18 protein-coding genes and 1 pseudogene are annotated in these 18,950 nt (G+C 66.9%); 5 read left to right on the plus strand and 14 right to left on the minus strand.

Annotation, left to right across the window (positions count from 1 at the left end):
* Positions 1-20: 20 nt before the first annotated feature.
* The 5 genes from rfbC to ASE28_RS09415 form a co-directional block, all read right to left on the minus strand.
* The gene (rfbC, locus tag ASE28_RS09395; RefSeq protein ID WP_057266378.1) at positions 21-584 is read right to left on the minus strand and encodes a dTDP-4-dehydrorhamnose 3,5-epimerase; all 564 of its coding nucleotides are present in this window, start codon (positions 582-584) and stop codon (positions 21-23) included.
* An 18-nt stretch (positions 585-602) separates the two neighbouring features.
* Positions 603-1,487, minus strand: coding sequence for a glucose-1-phosphate thymidylyltransferase RfbA (gene rfbA / locus ASE28_RS09400; protein ID WP_057200027.1), 885 nt, complete (start codon positions 1,485-1,487; stop codon positions 603-605).
* An 11-nt stretch (positions 1,488-1,498) separates the two neighbouring features.
* Positions 1,499-2,389: a dTDP-4-dehydrorhamnose reductase gene (gene rfbD, locus ASE28_RS09405; RefSeq protein WP_057200026.1), complete on the minus strand. Its 891-nt coding sequence runs from the start codon at positions 2,387-2,389 to the stop codon at positions 1,499-1,501.
* Positions 2,386-3,474, minus strand: coding sequence for a dTDP-glucose 4,6-dehydratase (gene rfbB, locus ASE28_RS09410; RefSeq protein ID WP_057200025.1), 1,089 nt, complete (start codon positions 3,472-3,474; stop codon positions 2,386-2,388). The genes rfbD and rfbB overlap by 4 nt, the downstream gene beginning before the upstream one ends.
* A gap of 111 nt (positions 3,475-3,585) precedes the next feature.
* Positions 3,586-5,571 (minus strand): SDR family oxidoreductase, encoded by a 1,986-nt coding sequence (locus ASE28_RS09415; RefSeq protein ID WP_057266379.1) that lies wholly within the window; start codon positions 5,569-5,571, stop codon positions 3,586-3,588.
* A 228-nt stretch (positions 5,572-5,799) separates the two neighbouring features.
* Here ASE28_RS09415 and ASE28_RS09420 point away from each other — a divergent pair, with 228 nt between their 5' ends.
* From ASE28_RS09420 to ASE28_RS09430, 3 genes are all read left to right on the plus strand, one after another.
* On the plus strand, positions 5,800-6,414 hold the full coding sequence (locus ASE28_RS09420; protein ID WP_057266380.1) for a phasin family protein: 615 nt from the start codon (positions 5,800-5,802) through the stop codon (positions 6,412-6,414).
* Between the two features lie 247 nt (positions 6,415-6,661).
* Positions 6,662-7,324 (plus strand): TetR/AcrR family transcriptional regulator, encoded by a 663-nt coding sequence (locus ASE28_RS09425; RefSeq protein ID WP_057266381.1) that lies wholly within the window; start codon positions 6,662-6,664, stop codon positions 7,322-7,324.
* Positions 7,325-7,383: 59 nt separating this feature from the next.
* Positions 7,384-8,157 carry a hypothetical protein gene (locus ASE28_RS09430; protein ID WP_057266382.1) on the plus strand — a complete coding sequence of 258 codons (774 nt, stop codon included), beginning with the start codon at positions 7,384-7,386 and terminating at the stop codon, positions 8,155-8,157.
* Positions 8,158-8,181: 24 nt separating this feature from the next.
* On the opposite strand, the gene ASE28_RS09435 is transcribed toward ASE28_RS09430, so the two are convergent.
* A complete protein-coding gene (locus ASE28_RS09435) occupies positions 8,182-8,949 on the minus strand; it encodes a type III pantothenate kinase (protein WP_057266383.1) in 768 nt (255 codons plus the stop codon).
* 192 nt (positions 8,950-9,141) lie between these two features.
* Between ASE28_RS09435 and lysM the strand changes: the two genes are divergently transcribed.
* Complete coding sequence (lysM, locus tag ASE28_RS09440; RefSeq protein ID WP_057200020.1) at positions 9,142-9,624, plus strand: peptidoglycan-binding protein LysM; 483 nt, start codon at positions 9,142-9,144, stop codon at positions 9,622-9,624.
* 63 nt (positions 9,625-9,687) lie between these two features.
* Here the strand turns inward: lysM and ASE28_RS32915 are convergent, their stop codons facing one another.
* The 8 genes and pseudogenes from ASE28_RS32915 to ASE28_RS09475 form a co-directional block, all read right to left on the minus strand.
* The gene (locus tag ASE28_RS32915; RefSeq protein WP_369818153.1) at positions 9,688-10,098 is read right to left on the minus strand and encodes a rhodanese-like domain-containing protein; all 411 of its coding nucleotides are present in this window, start codon (positions 10,096-10,098) and stop codon (positions 9,688-9,690) included.
* Positions 10,099-10,299: 201 nt separating this feature from the next.
* A pseudogene (locus tag ASE28_RS32920) lies at positions 10,300-10,830 on the minus strand (MBL fold metallo-hydrolase); the annotation flags it as partial.
* A 36-nt stretch (positions 10,831-10,866) separates the two neighbouring features.
* Positions 10,867-11,811, minus strand: a complete 945-nt coding sequence (locus tag ASE28_RS09450) for a M48 family metallopeptidase (RefSeq protein WP_057266576.1) — start codon at positions 11,809-11,811, stop codon at positions 10,867-10,869.
* Between the two features lie 18 nt (positions 11,812-11,829).
* Positions 11,830-12,588: a 1-acyl-sn-glycerol-3-phosphate acyltransferase gene (locus tag ASE28_RS09455; RefSeq protein WP_057200240.1), complete on the minus strand. Its 759-nt coding sequence runs from the start codon at positions 12,586-12,588 to the stop codon at positions 11,830-11,832.
* Between the two features lie 69 nt (positions 12,589-12,657).
* On the minus strand, positions 12,658-13,227 hold the full coding sequence (gene gmhB / locus ASE28_RS09460; RefSeq protein ID WP_057200018.1) for a D-glycero-beta-D-manno-heptose 1,7-bisphosphate 7-phosphatase: 570 nt from the start codon (positions 13,225-13,227) through the stop codon (positions 12,658-12,660).
* A gap of 35 nt (positions 13,228-13,262) precedes the next feature.
* Positions 13,263-15,395: a glycine--tRNA ligase subunit beta gene (gene glyS, locus ASE28_RS09465; protein WP_057266384.1), complete on the minus strand. Its 2,133-nt coding sequence runs from the start codon at positions 15,393-15,395 to the stop codon at positions 13,263-13,265.
* A 23-nt stretch (positions 15,396-15,418) separates the two neighbouring features.
* Positions 15,419-16,339 carry a glycine--tRNA ligase subunit alpha gene (glyQ, locus tag ASE28_RS09470; protein WP_057200239.1) on the minus strand — a complete coding sequence of 307 codons (921 nt, stop codon included), beginning with the start codon at positions 16,337-16,339 and terminating at the stop codon, positions 15,419-15,421.
* A 451-nt stretch (positions 16,340-16,790) separates the two neighbouring features.
* Positions 16,791-17,861: an asparaginase gene (locus ASE28_RS09475; RefSeq protein ID WP_057266385.1), complete on the minus strand. Its 1,071-nt coding sequence runs from the start codon at positions 17,859-17,861 to the stop codon at positions 16,791-16,793.
* Positions 17,862-18,015: 154 nt separating this feature from the next.
* Between ASE28_RS09475 and ASE28_RS09480 the strand changes: the two genes are divergently transcribed.
* Positions 18,016-18,927: a LysR family transcriptional regulator gene (locus tag ASE28_RS09480; protein WP_057200015.1), complete on the plus strand. Its 912-nt coding sequence runs from the start codon at positions 18,016-18,018 to the stop codon at positions 18,925-18,927.
* Positions 18,928-18,950: the final 23 nt, after the last annotated feature.

The raw sequence follows: 18,950 nt of genomic DNA on the forward strand, positions 1-18,950 counted from the left end.
AGGTGCGCCACGGCCCGCCGTCAGCGGGCGGCGACAGCAGCGAAGACTTCCGCATTCTCCAGGGTCAGGCCCTGCTGGTCCTTGGCCGACAGCAAAGGGTTGGCACCGATGTCGGGCCACTCGATGCCGATGGAGGGGTCGTTCCAGATGATGCAGCGCTCGTGCGCCGGCGCGTAGTAGTCGGTGGTCTTGTACAGGAACTCCGCCGTCTCGCTGAGCACGAGGAAGCCGTGCGCAAAGTCTGGCGGCACCCACAGCTGGCGGTGGTTGTCTTCGCTCAGCTCTTCGCCGACCCACTGGCCGAAGGTGGGCGAGGCCTTGCGGATGTCCACCGCCACGTCGAACACGGCACCGCGCACCACGCGCACCAGCTTGCCCTGGGGCTGCTGGACCTGGTAGTGCAGTCCACGCAGCACGCCGCGGGCGCTGCGGCTGTGGTTGTCCTGCACGAACTGGTGGTCGGTACCGGTGGCCTCGTTGAATGCACGCTGGTTGAAGCTCTCGAAGAAGAAGCCGCGCGCATCGCCGAACTTCTTGGGTTCGATCAGCACGACATCGGGAATGGCCAGGCGGGTTGCTTGCATGGAGTGAATTTCAGGAAATCAGTAGATCTTTTCTTTGAGCACGCGCATCAGGTACTGGCCGTACCCGTTCTTGGTCAGCGGCTGGGCCAGACGCTCGAGTTGGGCACTGTCGATCCACTGGCTGCGCCAGGCGATCTCTTCAGGGCATGCGATCTTCAGGCCCTGGCGGTGCTCCAGCGTGGCGATGAACTGGCCGGCTTCGAGCAGGCTCTCGTGCGTGCCGGTATCGAGCCAAGCGTAGCCCCGGCCCATGATCTCCACATTCAACTGGCCGCGCTCCAGGTACAGACGGTTGAGGTCGGTGATCTCGTACTCGCCGCGGGCCGAGGGCCTGAGCCCCTTGGCCAGCTCCACCACTTGATTGTCGTAGAAGTACAGGCCCGTCACCGCATAGCTCGACTTGGGGACCTTGGGCTTTTCTTCGAGCGACAGCACCTTGCCCTGCGCATCGAACTCGGCCACGCCATAGCGTTCGGGGTCATGCACATGGTAAGCGAACACGCTGGCGCCACTCTGGCGCTCGGTCGCGCTACCCAGCAGCTCATGAAAGTCATGGCCGTGGAAGATGTTGTCCCCCAGCACCAGCGCGCTGGGGGAATCGCCGAGGAAGGACTCGCCGATCACGAAGGCCTGGGCCAGGCCGTCCGGGCTTGCCTGCACCGCGTACTGCAGATTGATGCCCCACTGGCTGCCATCGCCGAGCAGTTGCTCGAAGCGCGGCGTGTCCTGCGGCGTGCTGATCACCAGGATGTCGCGGATGCCCGCTAGCATCAAGGTGCTCAGCGGGTAATAGATCATGGGTTTGTCGTACACCGGCAGCAACTGCTTGCTGATGGCCAGGGTGGCCGGGTGCAGCCGGGTACCGGAGCCTCCGGCGAGGATGATGCCTTTGCGTGCCGTCATGTTGGTCGTTCTCAGAGAATCTCGGTGAGCATGCGCGCCACGCCCGTCTGCCAATGCGGCAGGGTCAGACCGAAAGTGCTGCGCAGCTTGGTGGTGTCCAGGCGCGAGTTGTGGGGGCGCACGGCCGGGGTGGGGAAGGCGCTGGTCGGAACGGGCGCCACTTCCTTGGCAATGATCTTTTCAGCCACCGGGTGCCTGGCGGCCACCGCCAGCACGTACTTCGCGTACTCGTTCCAGTTGGTCTCGCCAGCCGCCACCAGGTGGTACAGGCCCGCATCCTCAGGGCGCTGCTGCAGGTGGCGGATGGCATGGGCGGTCACGTCGGCCAGCAGGTCGGCGCCGGTGGGGGCGCCCCACTGGTCGTCGATCACCGTCAGGCGCTCGCGCTCCTGGGCCAGGCGCAGCATGGTCTTGGCGAAATTGCCGCCGCGTGCCGCATAGACCCAGCTGGTGCGCAGGATCAGGTGCCTGGCACCCGACTGGGCGATCAGCTGCTCGCCTTCGAGCTTGGTGCGGCCGTAGACGCTCAGGGGCGCAGGGGCATCGGTCTCCACCCAGGGGCGGCTGCCGCTGCCATCGAACACATAGTCGGTGCTGTAGTGCACCAGCCAGGCGCCGAGCTTCGCGGCCTCCTGCGCAATGGCGCCGGGCGTGGTGGCGTTGAGGGTGCGCGCGAAGTCGACCTCGCTCTCGGCCTTGTCCACGGCGGTGTGGGCGGCAGCATTGACGATGACGTCAGGGCGCAGGGCGCGCACCGTCTCGGCTACGCCGGCCGGGTTGGCGAAGTCACCGCAGTGTTCCGTGCTGTCGAAATCCAGCGCCGTGACGGTACCGAACACCGACAGGCTGCGCTGCAGCTCCCAGCCGACCTGGCCGCCCTTTCCAAAGAGCAGGATGTTCATGCGCTGGCATCCGCCACGGCTGCAGGCTCCTGCGCATACTGGGTCTGCACCCAGTCGCGGTAGGAACCGGTCTGCACGCTGGCCACCCAGTCGGCATGGTCCAGGTACCACTGCACCGTCTTGCGGATGCCGGTGTCGAAGGTCTCAGCGGGCTTCCAGCCCAGCTCGCGCTCGATCTTGCGCGCATCGATGGCGTAACGGCGGTCGTGGCCGGGACGATCCTTCACATAGGTGATCTGGGTGCGGTAGCTCTGGCCGTCGGCACGCGGGCGCAACTCGTCGAGCAGGCCACAGACCATGTTCACGATCTCGATGTTGGGCTTTTCGTTCCAGCCGCCCACGTTGTAGGTCTCGCCGGCAGTGCCGGCTTCCAGCACGCGGCGGATGGCGCTGCAGTGGTCCTTCACGTACAGCCAGTCGCGCACCTGCATGCCGTCGCCGTAGACCGGCAGGTTCTTGCCGGCCAGGGCGTTGACGATCATCAGCGGGATCAGCTTCTCGGGGAAGTGGTAGGGCCCGTAGTTGTTGCTGCAGTTGGTGGTCAGCACCGGCAGGCCGTAGGTGTGGTGCCAGGCGCGCACCAGGTGGTCGCTGGCGGCCTTGCTGGCGCTGTAGGGGCTGTTGGGCTCGAAACCGCGCGTCTCGGCAAAGGCCGGGTCGGTGGGTGCCAGCGATCCGTAAACCTCGTCGGTGGAGACGTGCAGGAAGCGGAAGGCTTCGCGCTCGCCCTCGGGCAGCGCGCTCCAATAGGCACGCACGGCCTCCAGCAGGCGGAACGAGCCAACGATGTTGGTCTGGATGAAATCCTCGGGTCCGTGGATGGAGCGGTCCACATGCGATTCGGCCGCGAAGTTGACCACCGCGCGGGGTTGGTGCTCGGCCAGCAGGCGGGCGATGAGGGCGCTGTCGCCGATATCGCCCTGCACGAAGACATGGCGTGCATCACCCTGGATGCTGTCCAGGTTGTGCAGATTGCCCGCGTAGGTGAGCTTGTCGAGGTTGACGACAGGCTCGCTGGAGGCAGCAAGCCAGTCAAGAACGAAGTTGGCGCCGATGAAACCCGCGCCGCCGGTAACCAGAATCATAGGGTGGGCTGTGTGAAATGCCTGCTCGGCAGAACCCGCGATTATCCCACCCTGCCCGGTTACCCGGTAACAGAGTTCAACACGGGCTCCCCGGGGCGGGTTGAAAGGCCATCAGAAATGGATACCGCGCATCATCTGCTGCAGCGCCACCGCCTCGGCCGACAGCTGTGGCTTGGCGTCCTTGCTGCCCTTGGCGGCAGTGGAATCCGGGAACATGCGAAAGCTGGTGTTCATGGTGATCTGCGCCACGCGGGGCACCAGGGCATGCAGTAACTGGCCGGTGATGCCCAGGCGCGTGGCGATGCGCACCGGCTTGAAGATACAGGCCTGGGCGATCATGTCCGCCGCCTCCTCGGGGCTCAGCGTGGGCACGTTGTTGTAGATCTTGGTCGGCGCGATCATGGGCGTGCGCACCAGCGGCATGTTGATGGTGGTGAAGGTGATGCCCTGGTCGGCGAACTCGCTCGACGCGCAGCGCGTCCAGGCATCAAGCGCCGCCTTGCTGGCCACATAGGCCGAAAAGCGCGGCGCATTCGTCAGCACGCCGATGGAGCTGATGTTGATCACATGGCCCTTGCGCTTGGCCACCATACCCGGCAAAAAGCCCATGGTCACGCGCAGGCAGCCGAAGTAATTGAGCTGCATGGTGCGCTCGTAGTCGTGGAAGCGGTCGTAGCTCGACTCGATGGCACGGCGGATGGAGCGGCCCGCGTTGTTGATCAGGAAGTCCACGCCGCCATGCTTGTCGATGAGCAACTGCACGAAGCGATCGCAATCGGCCATGTCCGCGATATCGGCGGCGTAGGCGATGAACTCGTAGCCCTTGGCCCGGGCCTCGGCGCAGGCTTCGTCGAGCTTGTCCTGGTCGCGCCCGCAGATGACGGTGGTGGCACCGGCCTCGGCGAACTTGTGCGCCGCTGCCAGGCCGATGCCCGAGGAGCCCCCCGTCACCAGCACCACCTTGCCGGCCACCGTGCCCTTGAGGCTGCGGTCGATGAACAGCTCGGGGTCGAGGTTGCGCTCCCAGTAGTCCCACAGGCGCCAGGCGTAATCCTTGAGATTGGGGCAGGTCACGCCCGAGCCCTTGAGCGCCGCCAGGGTCTCGCGGCAGTCAAAGCGCGTGGGGTAGTTCACGAAGGTCAGCATGTCCTCGGGCAGGCCCAGGTCCTTCATCACGGCGTTGCGCACGCGGCGCACGGGGGCCATGGCCATCAGGCTCTTCTTGATGCCCTTGGGGATGAAGCCCAGTAGCGCGGCGTTGATGAAGAGGTTCATGCGCGGCGCATGCGCGGCGCGGCTGAAGATGTCCAGCACGTCGCCCACGCGGTAGCCGACCGGGTCCACCAGATGGAAGCATTTTTTGGCAATGGACTGCTGGTGGCTGATGACGTTGAGCGCATTGACCACGAAGTCCACCGGCACGATGTTCACGCGCCCGCCCTCCAGGCCCACGGTGGGCATCCAGGGCGGCAGCAACTGGCGCAGGCGCTGGATCAGCTTGAAGAAATAGTAGGGGCCGTCGATCTTGTCCATCTCGCCGGTCGTGCTGTCGCCCACCACCATGGCCGGGCGGTACACCGTCCAGGGCACCTTGCAGTCCTGGCGCACGATCTTCTCGCTCTCGTGCTTGGTCTGGAAGTAGGGGTGATCGAGGCCCTCGGCCTCCTCGAACATGTCCTCGCGGAACACGCCCTCGTACAGGCCGGCCGCAGCGATGGACGAGACATGGTGGAAATGCCCGGCGTCGATCGCCTTGGCCAGGTCCACGGTGTTGCGAGTGCCCTCGATGTTCACGGCCACCTGGGTCTCTTCGTCGGCACCGAGGTCGTAGACCGCCGCCAGGTGGTAGAAATGGTCGATCTGTCCCTTGAGCTTTTTCACGTCCTCGGAGGCCACACCGAGCTTCCTGGCCGTGAGGTCGCCGAACACCGGCACGGCCCGTGCGGCGGACACGCCCCAGTAGCTGCGCAGGTCGGCCACCTTGTCCGCGCTCCCCTGCCGGATCAGGAAATGCACCACGGCTCCCTTGCGCTCCAGCAGCTTCTTCACGAGCCGCTTGCCAATGAACCCCGTCGCTCCCGTCACGAAATACTGCATGGAAAAACTCCTGTGAGATCTGTTCATTCTTGCGCAAGCGCATGGCCGGCGGCTTCAGCACAAACCCGCGCAGCCAGGTGGCCCGGCCACCGCTCCCTAGACGCTGCGCTCTACGTTTTTAGGAGCGCGCGCCTACATCTGGCCTGCCGCGCGGCGTACAGTTCGGCCATGCGCCAAAGCCAACCGGCACTGGCAACCCCCACTACCCACCCGCATACCGGAGGCCCCATGGTCAAGAAACTGCAGAAACTCAGCGCCGACAACAAGAAGAGCAACGCCCAGCTGTCCAGCACCGTCAAGGACTCGGCCCAGCAGATCTGGCTGGCGGGCCTGGGTGCCTTCTCCAAGGCCCAGGAAGAAGGCGGCAAGGTGTTCGAGTCCCTGGTCAAGGAAGGCCTGTCCATCCAGCGCAAGACCCAGGCCGTGGCCGAAGAGAAGATCTCCGAAGCGACGAGCCGCGTGACCACCATGGCCAGCGACATCGGCTCCAAGGCCCAGGGCCAGTGGGACAAGCTCGAGAACATCTTCGAAGACCGTGTGGCCAAGGCCCTGTCCAAGCTCGGCGTGCCTTCGGCGCGTGACCTGGAAGCCCTGACCGCCCGCGTGGACGCACTCACCAAGGGCGCCGGCAAGGCGGCCGCTTCGGCCAAGACCCCTGCCAAGGCCGCCGTGAAGGCAGCAGCCCCCGCAAAGAAAGCCGCCGCCAAGAAGGCAGCCGCTCCCCGCAAGGCCGCCGCCAAGCCTGCAGCCAAGGCCGCTCCCGCCAAGAAGGCCGCAGCCCCTGCCAAGAAGGCCAGCGCCAAGGCCGCAGCTTCCGCCTCGGCACCTGCTGCTTCCAACTGACCTCCTGCCAGCGGGCCCGCCCGCTGCAGCAAGCGGCTGACACGCCTTGTGCGTGCCAGCCGCTTTTGCGTTGTGGCACGCTTCGAGCCACGGGCCGCGCTCTCTGCGCGGGTGGCCGCAGCCGGAACGTCAACACGTTCCAAGGACATGCCAATATTGATGCAGTGCAGCATCTGCGGCTCGGTTAGAGTAGCCCCCAGAGACATACCAACACCGATCCCAATCGACGCGAAGAGGGCCCGCACACATGGTGAAGAAAGCGCCGCGACGCACCGCAGAACGCATTCTGGAAGTCACGCTGGAGCTGTTCAACCGGTTCGGCGAACCCAACGTCTCCACCACCCTGATCTCGGCCGAGCTGCGCATCAGCCCCGGCAACCTGTACTACCACTACCCGGCCAAGGACGAGCTGATCAATGCGCTGTTCGACCGCTACGAACAGTCGCTGACCGAGCTGCTCGCTGCCGCCGATGGCGTGCGCAACGTGGAGGACGCCTGGTTCTTCATGCACACGCTGTTCGAGCTGATCTGGCAGTACCGCTTCCTGTACCGCGACCTCAACGACCTGCTGTCCAAGAACCGGCGCCTGGAGACGCATTTCCAGGCCATCCTCAAGAACAAGACCCGGGCCGTGCGCGCCATGCTGGACGGCATGGGCCGATCGGACGCGCTGCACATCGACACGCGCGAGCTGGAGGCCACCGCGACCAGCATGGTGGTGGTGCTGACCTACTGGCTGAGCTTCGAGTACGTGCGCGACCCGCGCCGCGCGCTGGAGCCCGAGAGCGCCCAGGCAGCCCTGCTGCGCGGAGCCCACCACGTGCTCAACCTGCTGATGCCCTACCTGGAAAGCGGGCAGCGCGCACACCTGCTGGAACTCGTCGGTGCCTATGCCACCGCGCCGGGCTGAGCCCCAGGGCGCCCTGTCCACACCCTACACCCGACCCCAAGAACCACAGGAGACACACCATGGCCAAATGGACCCCTTTTCCCCATGCGGGTGACTACAGCTTCGACGCCACGAGCGTCAAGAAGCACTGGGCGCGACTGCACAGCGGCGACGTCGAACCCTGCCCCAAGGATGCGGCCGTGCTGCAGGCCTGGGCGCTGTTCCACAGCGGTGATTTCGAGAAGGCGACGGCAGCCGGCCTGGCCGCTGGCGGCCCCGGCATCACAGTGGCCAACAAGGCCACGGCCATCTACGCCAACTACCTGGAGCAAAAGGAGAAGACGCGCCTGGACCTGTTCACCCAGGTGGCCGAGCGCGCCGAAGCCCAGGCCGGCGAAGACCCGAACAACGCCAACGCCTGGTACTGGCATGCCTATGCCCTGGGCCGCTACAGCCAGGGCATCAGCGTGGCCAAGGCCCTGGCCCAGGGCCTGGGCGGCAAGGTCAAGGAATCGCTGGAAAAATCCATTGCCCTGGCACCCAAGCATGCCGACGCCCGCATTGCGCTGGGCGCTTTCCACGCCGAGGTGATCGACAAGGTGGGCTCGCTGATCGGCGGCATGACCTATGGCGCCAAGAAGGACACGGGGCTCAAGCTGTTCCAGGAGGCCCTGAAGCTCAACCCCGGCTCGGCCATCGCCATGGTGGAGTACGCGAATGCACTGGTGATGCTTGAAGGCGACAAGAAGATGAAGGAGGCGACCCAGCTCTACGAGAAGGCCGCTGCCTGCGAGTCTGCCGACGCGATGGAGCGCCTGGACGTGGAAATGGCGCGCGCTGAACTGGAAGATTGAAGCTGCCGGGCGACGCCCCGGCGCTCAGTTGGCGAAACGGCGCGAGGCGATCTCCAGCAGGCCGTCAAAGATCAGGTTGTCCACCAGCTCGAAGGGGCGCGTCATGCTCGGCGCCATCTTCCAGCCGGCGCCGCCGGTCATGATGCAGGCCGGCTCCTCGCCGCAGTGCTGGATGACATGCTGCACCATGCGCTCCACGGCACCGGCGATGGCGTAGGTGCCGCCGCTGGTCAGTGCATCGCTGGTGTTGGTGGGGAACATGCGCACGTCGCCCGTGGGCACGTGCAGGCCGGCGGTGCCTGTTTCGAGTGCGCGCAGCATGATGCCGTGGCCCGGCAGGATCAACCCACCCAGAAAGCGCCCGTGCGCATCGATGCACTCCACGGTGACCGCCGTGCCCACCATCACCACCACCAGCGGCCGCGCAGGGCCCTGGGCCAGCACGTGGTGGCGCGCACCGATCATGGCCACCCAGCGGTCCGAGCCCAGGCGCGAGGGGTGGTCGTAGCCATTGACCAGCCCCGCCTCTTCGTCGGATGAGACCACCCACTGGGCGCCCACATCCCAGAGCTCCATCTGCTCCTGCACGCGGCGCTTGGCGGCATCGCCCGCCACCACGCAGCCCAGCATGCGCTCGGGCGCTGGCAGGGCTGCCCAGCTGCCTTCGGCGAGCTTCTCGATATGGTCCAGGAACTCGGCGCCATGCGCCAACAGCGCAGCCCCGGGGCGGTGGGCGTCGTACAACGCCCATTTGAGACGGGTGTTGCCGACGTCGATGGCCAGAAAAGTCATGCGGCGGATTATCCCGAGTTTTGGCCATGCGCACTTGGTGCATTTGCCAAAGGCAGCAGCGCAGCTCGTCGCCCCGGCGACAGCGGTACCTGCCAATGTGAAAAATCGTGTCGCGCGCCCGTCTTACACCAGGGTGTCGCACTTTGCCGCTACAGTGGCCCTTCCTGTTTCTGCAACCTTAGGAGATACGACATGGGTCTTTTCAGTTTCATCAAGGAAGCCGGCGAAAAGCTGTTCGGTGGCAAGGAAGCACAGGCCGCCACGGCCGCCGCTCCATCGCCGGACGAACTCAACGCCAAGGCCGCCAAGGCCATCGAGACCTACATCGGCACGCAGAACCTGGGCGCGACCAACGTGCAGGTGGCGTTCGATGGCAGCCAGGGCAAGGTCACCGTCAAGGGCGACGCCCCCACGCAGGCGGCCAAGGAAAAGATCACCCTGTGCTGCGGCAACGTGGCCAGCGTCACCAGCGTCGAGAACCTGATGAACGTGACCAACCCCGAGCCCGAAGCCCAGTACCACGACGTGGTGCGCGGCGACACGCTCTCGGCCATCGCCAAGAAGTTCTACGGCGATGCCAACAAGTACCCCCAGATCTTCGAGGCCAACAAGCCCATGCTCACGCACCCCGACAAGATCTACCCCGGCCAGAAGCTGCGCATTCCGCCACTCTGAGCGCACAGCGCTCCCCAACGAACAGCGGGCCACATGGCCCGCTTTTTTCATGGAGCTGTGTCTTCAACCCTGACGCCATGGCAGGCCGCGGTAGCGCCAGCCGCCCTTGCGCCCGCGGTGGGCTTGGCCATCGGCGTCGCCCTCGAAGCCTTCGAGAATGTTGTAGGCCGTAATGCCCAACTCCGTCGCACGCTTCGCGGCCGCCACGGAGCGCACGCCGCTGCGGCACAGCAATACAACGCGCCCGCCTTCGGGCACAGCCAGGCGAATCTGCGCATCGAAATCGGCATTCATGGCCATGCCGGGCCACTGCTTCCAGGCCACGGGCACGGCCCCCGGCACTTGGCCCACCCATTCGCGCTCGGCATCGCTGCGCACGTCGACCAGCACGGCCTGGCCGTCCTGCACCCACTGCCAGGCCAGCGCCGGTGACACGTCGCCGGCATAGCCCTCGGCCCCGCGCGGCGCCTGCAGCGCCGCGCCATCGGCGTCCTGGCGCTGGCCCGAGTGCTGGTTGGCGGGCACGGCCTCGTCCATGCGGCGCGGACGCGGCAGGTTGAGCGAGTCCATCAGGGCCACGAATTCTGCCTCGCTGCGGCCGGCCACGCGCGCATTGCCGGCCTTTTCGGCAGCGATGCTGCTGTGGCTGCGGCCCTGGTAGTCATGGCCGGGCCAGACGGTGGTGTCGCCCGGCAGTGCGAACAGCACGCCGGTGATGCTGCGGTACAGCTCGGCCGCATCGCCCGACTGGAAGTCCGTGCGGCCGCAGCCGTTGATGAGCAGCGCATCGCCCGTGAACACATGGTTGCGCCAACGGTAGGACATGCTGCCAGCCGTGTGGCCGGGCGTGTGCAGCGCCTGCAGCGTCTCGCCGCCGAAGGCCAGGGTGTCGCCATGCTGCAGCTGCACGACCGCCGTGCCGATGTCGCAGCCTGCGGGCACCGCGGTCTGCGCGCCCGTGTGCTCCGCCAGGCGGGCGGCGCTCGTGATGTGGTCGGCATGGGTGTGCGTCTCCAGCGTCCAGCGCAGCGTGAGTCCCAGGGACTGCAGCGCGGCCAGGTCGCGGTCGAGCTGCTCGTCCACCGGGTCGATGATGACGGCCTGGCGGGTAGCGGGGTCATGCAGCACGTAGGTGTAGGTGCTGGAGGCGGGATCGAAGAGCTGCAGGGGAATCATGGTGGGCCTGAATGCGGTGGTTTCCGCCATTTTGCCGCGCCCGGTTTCGCCCCGCCCTGCGCGCGCTCAATCCCAGAGCGGTGCTGGCTCGTCGCGCAGGTGGTTGCGCAGGGCCGCATAGTCGGGCACCACGGTGGCCACCGTGTCCCAGAAACGCGGGCTGTGGTCCATCACGCGCAGGTGGGCCAGCTCGTGCGCCACCACGTAGTCGATGACCGCAGGCCGGTAGTGCAGCAGGCGCCAGTTCAGGCGGATGGAGCCGTCGGCCTTGGCGCTGCCCCAGCGCGTCTGCGCGCTCGACAGGCGCAGGCTGGTCCAGCGCACGCCCAAGAGCGGCGCAAAGTGCTCCAGCCGCTCGGTGAAGTGGCGCTTGGCATCGCGCATCAGCCAAACCTGCACGGCATCGCGGATCTGCGCAGGCCCGGCGCTGTGCGGCAGGCCGATGTGCAGGCGCGAGGCCAGCGGTGCATCCGGGTCCTCGGCTGCGGCGATGGTTTTGAGCTGCCCACCACGGCCGCTGAAGCCGTGCGCGGGGTCCAGCACCACAGTGACCGGCCGGCCCAGGTAGGGCAGCACGGCGCCATCCGCCCAGACGATGCGTCCGCCTTCCATGCGCTGCTGGCGCTCACGCGCCTCGCCGAGCTTGCGCACGATCCACTCGGACTTTTCGCGCAGCGCCGCGTCGATGGCGCCCAGGGTGACCCAGCTGGGGGCGCGCACCGAGAGGCCGTCCGGGCCCACGCTGAAGCCGATGGTGCGCCGGCGCGCGCGCTGCAGCGCATACGCCACCACGGCGTCACCCAGCAGCAGTTCGCGTTTGGCCTCGGGGTGGCGGAATTCGGCGGGAGACAGCAGCGAAGGCAGCGGGACCGCAGGCGGACCCACGGGCCGGGGCGGTGCGGCCACGGGAACCCTGGCCGCCGGCGGTGGCTCGACCGCCTTGGGCGCCGGTGCGGGGCTGGCAGGCGGAGTGTCGAAGAAGTCCAACGCCAGTTGCACGAGCCGCTGCATCATGGGAATGGGGTCCGATCAGGGCGCCGTCAGTGCGGCTGCGGGATAGGCCTCGGGGTCGAGGCGGCGCATTTCGGCCTCGATCCAGTCCTCGACCTCGCGCATCAGCTCTTCCGGCTCGCGCCCCACGCTGGAGATCGGCTTGCCGATGGACACATCCACCACACCGGGGCGCTTGACGAAGGCCTTGCGCGACCAGACCTTGGCCGAGGTCACGGCAATCGGCACCACCGGTGCACCGGTGTCGATGGCCAGGCGGGTGCCGCCGGTCTTGTAGGTGCCCTTCTGCCCGCGCTCGATGCGCGTGCCTTCGGGGAACATGATGATCCAGATGCCCTTGGCCAGCAGGTCCTTGCCCTGCTCCACCACCTTGTTGAAGGCCTGGGCGCGCTGGCTGCGGTCAATGTGGATCATGTCCAGCCGGCCGATGGCCCAGCCGAAGAAGGGGACGTACAGCAGCTCCTTCTTGAACACGTAGGCCAGCGGGTGCGGCATGATCGTGGGCATCAGAAAGGTCTCGTAGGTCGACTGGTGCTTGACCAGCAGGATCGCCCCCTCGTGCTCGCCCTGCGGCAGGTTCTCCATGCCCGTCACCCGGGTGCGGATGTCCAGCAGCACGCGTGCGCCGCTGATGCACAGCGACAGCCATGCGGCCGCGATGCGGTACAGCGGCAGGCCGCGCACGCCGAAGAGCGTGCCCAGCATGATGGCCAGCGCATAGGGCATGACGGTGGTCGCCATCCAGAGCAGGTGAATGATGGAGCGGATCAGGGCCATGGTGAAAAGGTCTTGCGATGGGTGCCGCCGCAGCAAAGGCGTGTGGCAGGCACCAAGGGGCGCTGAGGGTCAGACCGCCATCAAAGGGATGGCGGCCGGCAGCAGCTGCTCGACGAAGGCCGCCAGGCTCGCATGCACCTGCGTGCCGGGGGGATAGCCGGGCGGCAGCGCCTGGCCCGGCACCACGCCGGCGGAGCTGCCCGTGCACACCAGGTGCAGTTGCGCACCGAGCGCGGCGCCGGCCTGCAGGTGTGCCAGGCAGCTGCCCACCACCTGCACGTCATTGCGCTCCACGCCATAGCGGTCGCTGATCTGCTCAAGCAGGCCCGGGCCGGGCTTGCGGCAGGCGCAGTCCTCGTCGGGGGCATGGGGGCAATAGAACACGGCGTCGATGCGCCCACCCACGGCCGAAAGCTGTTTGTGCATCTTGGCGTGGATGGCATTGAGCGCCACCACGTCGAACAGCCCGCGCCCCAGACCCGGCTGGTTGGTGGCCAGCGCCACATGCCAGCCGGCGTGGTTCAGGCGTGCAACGGCCTCAAGCGCGCCGGGAACGGCCGTCCACTCCTCGGGCGAAGTGACGAAGTCCTCACCCAGCGGGTTCAACGTGCCGTCGCGGTCCAGGATGGCGAGTTTCATGGGAATCCCCTTGTGACAGACGCCAGCCTAGCAGGTCAGGCCGCCAGGCGGGAGAGGTCGGCTACCCGGTTCATCGCATCGTGCAGGCTCTTGAGCAGGCCCTGGCGGTTCAGGCGCAGGTCCATCTGCTCGGCGTTCACCATCACGTCGTCGAAGAAAGCGTCCACCGGGGCGCGCAGCACGGCCAGGGTCTGCAGCGATGCCGTGTAGTCGCCCGCGTTGAACTGCGCGTTGGCTTCGGGCACGAAGCGCTGCAGCGCCGCATACAGATCCTGCTCGGCCTTTTCCTGCAGCAGCTCGGGGTTGACGTGGGCGTCCACCTCGCCGGCCTTCTTGAGGATGTTGGCCACGCGCTTGTTGGCGGCGGCCAGGGCCGGGCTTTCGGGCAGCGCGGCAAAGGCACGCACGGCGGCCAGCTGCTTTTCGACCAGTGCCAGGCGCTGCGGGCGCAGGGCCAGCACGGCGTCGACTTCCTGGGCGCTGTAACCCTGCTCGCGCAGGCTGCCGGCCAGGCGGTCATAGATGAAGTCGGCCAGGGCGGCCGAGGCATCGGTGATCTTGTCGCCGAAGGCCGGAACGGCGCCGGCCAGCAGGGCGTTCAGGTCCAGCGGCAGGTCCTTTTCGACCAGCATGCGGATCACACCCAGCGCGTGGCGGCGCAGCGCGAACGGGTCGCGGTCGCCCGTGGGCAGGTTGCCGATGCCGAACATGCCGACCAGGGTTTCGAGCTTGTCGGCCAGGGCCACCACCACGCCCGCGGTATTGCGCGGCAGCGTGTCGCCGGCAAAGCGCGGCTTGTAGTGGTCTTCGATGGCATCGGCCACCACCTCGCCCAGACCGTCGTTGAGCGCGTAGTAGCGGCCCACGGTGCCCTGCAGCTCGGGGAACTCGCCGACCATGTCGGTCACCAGGTCGGTCTTGGCCAGCATCGCGGCCTGGTCGGCCTGCGCCACCAGCGTGGCATCGCCCAGTTGCCCGGCGATGGCCTTGGCGATGGCACGCACGCGCTCCACGCGCTCGCCCTGCGTACCGAGCTTGTTGTGGTAGACCACCTTGGACAGGCCGTCCACACGCGAGGCCAGGGTCTTCTTGCGGTCCTGGTCGAAGAAGAACTTGGCATCGGCCAGGCGCGGGCGCACCACGCGCTCGTTGCCGCCGATCACGAAGCTCGCGTCCTCAGGGCTGATGTTGCTCACCACCAGGAACTGGTGCGTCAGCTTGCCTGCGGCGTCCAGCAGCGGGAAGTACTTCTGGTTGGCCTTCATGGTGAGGATCAGGCACTCTTGCGGCACGTCGAGGAATTCCTGCTCGAACGCGCAGGTCAGCACGTTGGGGCGCTCGACCAGGGCGGTCACTTCGTCGAGCAGCGCATCGTCCTCGATGGGGCGGGCACCGTTGCCCACCTTGGCGGCGGCGGCGGCCAGTTGGCGCGCGATCTCGGCCTTGCGCTCGGCGAACGAAGCGATCACCGCTCCGTCCTTGTGCAGCGTGGCGGCATAGCTGTCGGCATCCTTGAACACCACAGGCGACACGGCCGCCTCGAAGCGGTGGCCCAGGGTGCTGTTGCCGGCTTTCAGGCCCAGCGCCTTCACGGGCACCACGGCGCTGCCATGCAGCGCCACCAGGCCATGCGCGGGGCGCACGAAGTTCACGCTGGTCCAGCCGGGCAACTCGCAGTCGGACTCGAGCTGGTAGCTCATGACCTTGGGAATGGGCAGCTTGGCGATGGATTCCAGAAGTGCCTTCTGCAACCCCTCTTCCAGCGTGGCGCCAGGCACCACGCTGTCATAGAACAGCGCCTCGGCCTTGCCGTCGGGGGCGCGCTTCAAGGCGGCCACGGCCGCTGCCGGGTCGGACACATCCGCGCCCAGGGCTTGCAGCTTCTTGAGCAGTGCGGGCGCGGCGTTGCCGCTGGCATCCAGGCCCACCGTCACGGGCATGAGCTTTTGCTGCACGGCCTTGTCGGCGGCCTTGCCGGCCACGGCCGTCACGTGCGCGGCCAGGCGGCGCGGCGAAGCGAATGCCGTCACGGCAGATGCGGGCGTGGCCAGGCCCAGGGCCTTGAGCTGCTCGGCCAGCACGCTGGCGAAGGCATCGCCCAGCTTCTTGAGCACCTTGGGAGGCAGCTCTTCCACAAACAGTTCGACCAGAAGATTTTGCGTTGTCATTTTTCAGGGGCTCCGGCGGTGGCTCAGGCGGCTTTCTTGGGCATTTGCTCCACCCACTCGCGGGGGGCCATGGGAAAGCCCAGGCGCTCGCGGCTCTCGTAGTAGCTTTGCGCCACGGCGCGCGCCAGGTTGCGGATGCGGCCGATGTAGGCAGCACGCTCGGTCACGCTGATGGCACCGCGCGCATCCAGCAGGTTGAAGCTGTGCGCAGCCTTGAGCACCTGCTCGTAGGCCGGCAGGGCGAGCTGCTGCTCCATGAGGTGCTTGGCCTGCTTTTCGTGCGCATTGAAGGCGGTGAACAGGAAGTCGGCGTCGCTGTGCTCGAAGTTGTAGGTGGACTGCTCCACCTCGTTTTGCTTGTAGACGTCGCCATAGCTCAATTTCGAGCCATCGGCACCCTCGGTCCAGGTCAGGTTGTAGACGTTGTCCACGCCCTGCAGGTACATGGCCAGGCGCTCCAGGCCATAGGTGATCTCGCCCGTGGCGGGCTTGCAGTCGATGCCGCCCACCTGCTGGAAGTAGGTGAACTGCGTCACTTCCATGCCGTTGAGCCAGACTTCCCAGCCCAGTCCCCAGGCGCCCAGGGTGGGGTTCTCCCAATCGTCTTCGACGAAGCGGATGTCGTTCTTCTTGAGATCGAAGCCCAGCGCTTCGAGCGAGCCCAGGTAGAGCTCCAGGATGTTGGCCGGTGCGGGCTTCAGAACCACCTGGAACTGGTAGTAGTGCTGCAGGCGGTTGGGGTTCTCGCCGTAGCGGCCATCCTTGGGGCGGCGGCTGGGCTGCACGTAGGCGGCCTTCCAGGGCTCGGGGCCGATGGCGCGCAGGAAGGTGGCGGTGTGCGAGGTGCCAGCGCCCACTTCCATGTCGTAGGGCTGCAAAAGGGCGCAGCCCTGCGCGTCCCAGTAGGACTGCAGCTTCAGAATGATTTGCTGGAATGTCAACATGGCGTCTGTGGCGCTGGCGGACCAGGGCCGGGCAAAGGGGGATGAAAAAGCCGAAGGCGCGCAGCAGACAGACCCGGGGGGCTTTGCAGCGTGCGCGCAAAACCCGTGATTTTACGGCGCTGCAGCAAGCCTTCGCTCGCAAGGCCCTGGGAGGCCGCGCCAGAGCGCGAAAACAAAGCACCAAGTACAAAGGCCGGGGCCCTTTTGGAGCCCCGGCCTTTCCAACCAGTTGCGCGGGCAGTCTGCCGGTGCGCACCGGTGGCCGCCCCTTGGGGCGACCGGTCGGCGCACGCGTGGTGCGCCAAGTCAAGTATCAGCACTTCAATGCCGCGCAACATCCCAGGCTGCGAAACTGGCACGGCGAAAGCCAGCGCCCCCGCGCAAGGGCCGCCCCGCCGCGCTGGGGGCGTCCCCCTTCCAGGGGGAAGACGCGAAGCGGCTCAGGGGGTTGTCAATATTCCCAGAAGATGCGCTGCAGCTCTTTGCTGTCGTTTGTTTTCGTCAAAGCGACCATGGCCAGGATGCGGGCCTTCTGTGGGCGCAGGTCGTGGGCCACCACCCAGTCGTACTTGTCGTCGGGCTGCTCGGCATTGCGCAGCACAAAACCATCGGGCACACGGGCCGAGCGCACGATCTGCACGCCCTGGGCGCGCAGCGCCTGCAGCGAGGCCACGGCCTGGGCCGCCACCGAGCCATTGCCGGTGCCGGCGTGGACCAGCGCCTTCACGCCGGCCTTGCCGTAGGCCTCGATGCCGGTGCTGTTCATGTTGCCGTAGCCGTAGACGATGTCCACTGCGGGCAGGGCCTGGATCTCGTCGATGTTGAACTCGGACGCCGTGGTGTGGCGCTTTACCGGCGCGCGGAACCAGTAGTTCTTGCCTTCCACCACCATGCCCAGCGGGCCCCACTGGCTCTTGAAGGCCTCGGTCTTGATGTTGATGGTCTTGCTGACGTCGCGGCCGCTCTGGATCTCGTCGTTCATGGTGACCAGCACGCCCTTGCCGGCAGCATCCTTGCTGGCGGCCACGCTCACGGCGTCGTACAGGTTCAGCGCGCCGTCGGCCGACAGGGCCGTGCCGGGGCGCATGGAGCCGACCACCACGATGGGCTTGGCGGTGCGCACCACCAGGTTCAGGAAGTACGCCGTTTCTTCGAGCGTGTCGGTGCCATGCGTGACGACGATGCCGTCCACGTCGGCCTGCTTGGCCAGGGCCGAGACGCGCTTGCCGAGTTGCAGCAGGTGCTCGTTGGTGAAGCTTTCCGAGGCGATCTGGAACACCTGCTCACCCGTGACACGGGCCACGCCCGTCAGTTCGGGCAGGCCGGCCAGCAGCTTGTCCACCGGCACCTTGGCCGCCGCATAGGTGGCGCTGTTGGCCGCCGACGCGCCGGCACCGGCGATGGTGCCACCGGTGGCCAGCACCACGACATGGGGGCGGGCGGCCTGGGCCATGGCCACAGCCGAGGCAGCGGAGAGCAGCAGGCCGGCAAGCCAGCGGTGCATGGGTTGGGAAATGCGCATGACGGAAATCTCCAGACAGTTGTTTTGAAGAGGCTTGCCAACAGACTTTGCTGCTGCGCCCTCACCCGCTCGTTGGCGGTGCCGGATCGTATGAGAGACTTGCGCACAGCAACAGGGAATAATCAGCCATTCCTTGTGAATTTCACTCATATCCATGAACCTGCGCCAACTCGAGGTGTTCCAGGCCGTGCTGCAAACCGGCAACATGAGCGCGGCAGCGCGCCTGCTGTGCATCACCCCCTCGGCCGTGAGCAAGGCCGTGGCGCACACCGAGCTGCAGCTGGGCTACCGCCTGTTCGTGCGCACGCCGGCTGGCCTGACGCCCACACCCGAGGCCCAGGTGCTGGCAGCAGAGTCCAGCGGCATCCACCGCCAGCTCGACGCATTGCGCCGCACAGCGCGCAACCTGGGCACCAGCGACACCGGGGACGTGCGCCTGGCGGCCATTCCGTCCATCACGCACGAATTCCTGCCCCTGGTGCTGCAGGAGCACGCGCTGCGCTACCCGCAGGTGGGTGTGGAGGTGCGCACCATCCACCAGGACCAGATGACGCAGGCGCTGCTCACGCGCAGCGTGGACTTCTGCCTGGGCTTCTACAAGCACCCGCATCCGCAGGTGCGCAGCGACCTGCTGGTCAGCGGCCGCATGTACCTGGCCGTGGCACAGTCGGTGTGGACGCGTGCGCCGCGCGCTGTGACGCCCGCAGCCCGGCTGGCCCAGGTGCCGGTGATCCGGCTCGTGGGGGACGATCCCATGCGCCAGTCCATCGACGAGATCGCCCAGCGCCTGGGCACACCCGCCGGCCCGGGGCTGCAGGTGCAGACCTCGCGCCTGGCGCTGGACCTGGTGCGCCGGGGCATGGGCTGGACGGTGGTCGACTTCCTCACCGCCACCCAACTCGACCCAGAGGCCATGGTGGCCGTGGAGCTGCACGAACTGCCGCCCATGTCGCTGTACTGCTACCACGCACGCGCCCTGCCCCCAGGCCTGCAGGCCACGCGCATGCTGGCAATGCTCCCCGGCTTGTTGCACCAAGCCCTGTCATCCCAGAACCAGAGGGCATGAAAAAACCCGCCCATCCCTTGCAG

The organism is Acidovorax sp. Root219 (assembly GCF_001428665.1).
Lineage (GTDB): Bacteria > Pseudomonadota > Gammaproteobacteria > Burkholderiales > Burkholderiaceae_C > Acidovorax.

Coding starts and splice junctions, on each gene's coding strand:
- ASE28_RS09435 (WP_057266383.1), bottom strand. CDS start 8,949: ATGACTTTTCTGGCCATCGACGTCGGCAACACCCGTCTCAAATGGGCG.
- ASE28_RS09430 (WP_057266382.1), top strand. CDS start 7,384: ATGGCCAAATGGACCCCTTTTCCCCATGCGGGTGACTACAGCTTCGAC.
- rfbA (WP_057200027.1), bottom strand. CDS start 1,487: ATGACGGCACGCAAAGGCATCATCCTCGCCGGAGGCTCCGGTACCCGG.
- ASE28_RS09455 (WP_057200240.1), bottom strand. CDS start 12,588: ATGGCCCTGATCCGCTCCATCATTCACCTGCTCTGGATGGCGACCACC.
- ASE28_RS09425 (WP_057266381.1), top strand. CDS start 6,662: ATGGTGAAGAAAGCGCCGCGACGCACCGCAGAACGCATTCTGGAAGTC.
- lysM (WP_057200020.1), top strand. CDS start 9,142: ATGGGTCTTTTCAGTTTCATCAAGGAAGCCGGCGAAAAGCTGTTCGGT.
- ASE28_RS09475 (WP_057266385.1), bottom strand. CDS start 17,861: ATGCGCATTTCCCAACCCATGCACCGCTGGCTTGCCGGCCTGCTGCTC.
- rfbB (WP_057200025.1), bottom strand. CDS start 3,474: ATGATTCTGGTTACCGGCGGCGCGGGTTTCATCGGCGCCAACTTCGTT.
- ASE28_RS09415 (WP_057266379.1), bottom strand. CDS start 5,571: ATGCAGTATTTCGTGACGGGAGCGACGGGGTTCATTGGCAAGCGGCTC.
- ASE28_RS09420 (WP_057266380.1), top strand. CDS start 5,800: ATGGTCAAGAAACTGCAGAAACTCAGCGCCGACAACAAGAAGAGCAAC.
- glyQ (WP_057200239.1), bottom strand. CDS start 16,339: ATGTTGACATTCCAGCAAATCATTCTGAAGCTGCAGTCCTACTGGGAC.
- rfbD (WP_057200026.1), bottom strand. CDS start 2,389: ATGAACATCCTGCTCTTTGGAAAGGGCGGCCAGGTCGGCTGGGAGCTG.
- rfbC (WP_057266378.1), bottom strand. CDS start 584: ATGCAAGCAACCCGCCTGGCCATTCCCGATGTCGTGCTGATCGAACCC.
- gmhB (WP_057200018.1), bottom strand. CDS start 13,227: ATGAAACTCGCCATCCTGGACCGCGACGGCACGTTGAACCCGCTGGGT.
- ASE28_RS09450 (WP_057266576.1), bottom strand. CDS start 11,811: ATGCAGCGGCTCGTGCAACTGGCGTTGGACTTCTTCGACACTCCGCCT.
- glyS (WP_057266384.1), bottom strand. CDS start 15,395: ATGACAACGCAAAATCTTCTGGTCGAACTGTTTGTGGAAGAGCTGCCT.
- ASE28_RS09480 (WP_057200015.1), top strand. CDS start 18,016: ATGAACCTGCGCCAACTCGAGGTGTTCCAGGCCGTGCTGCAAACCGGC.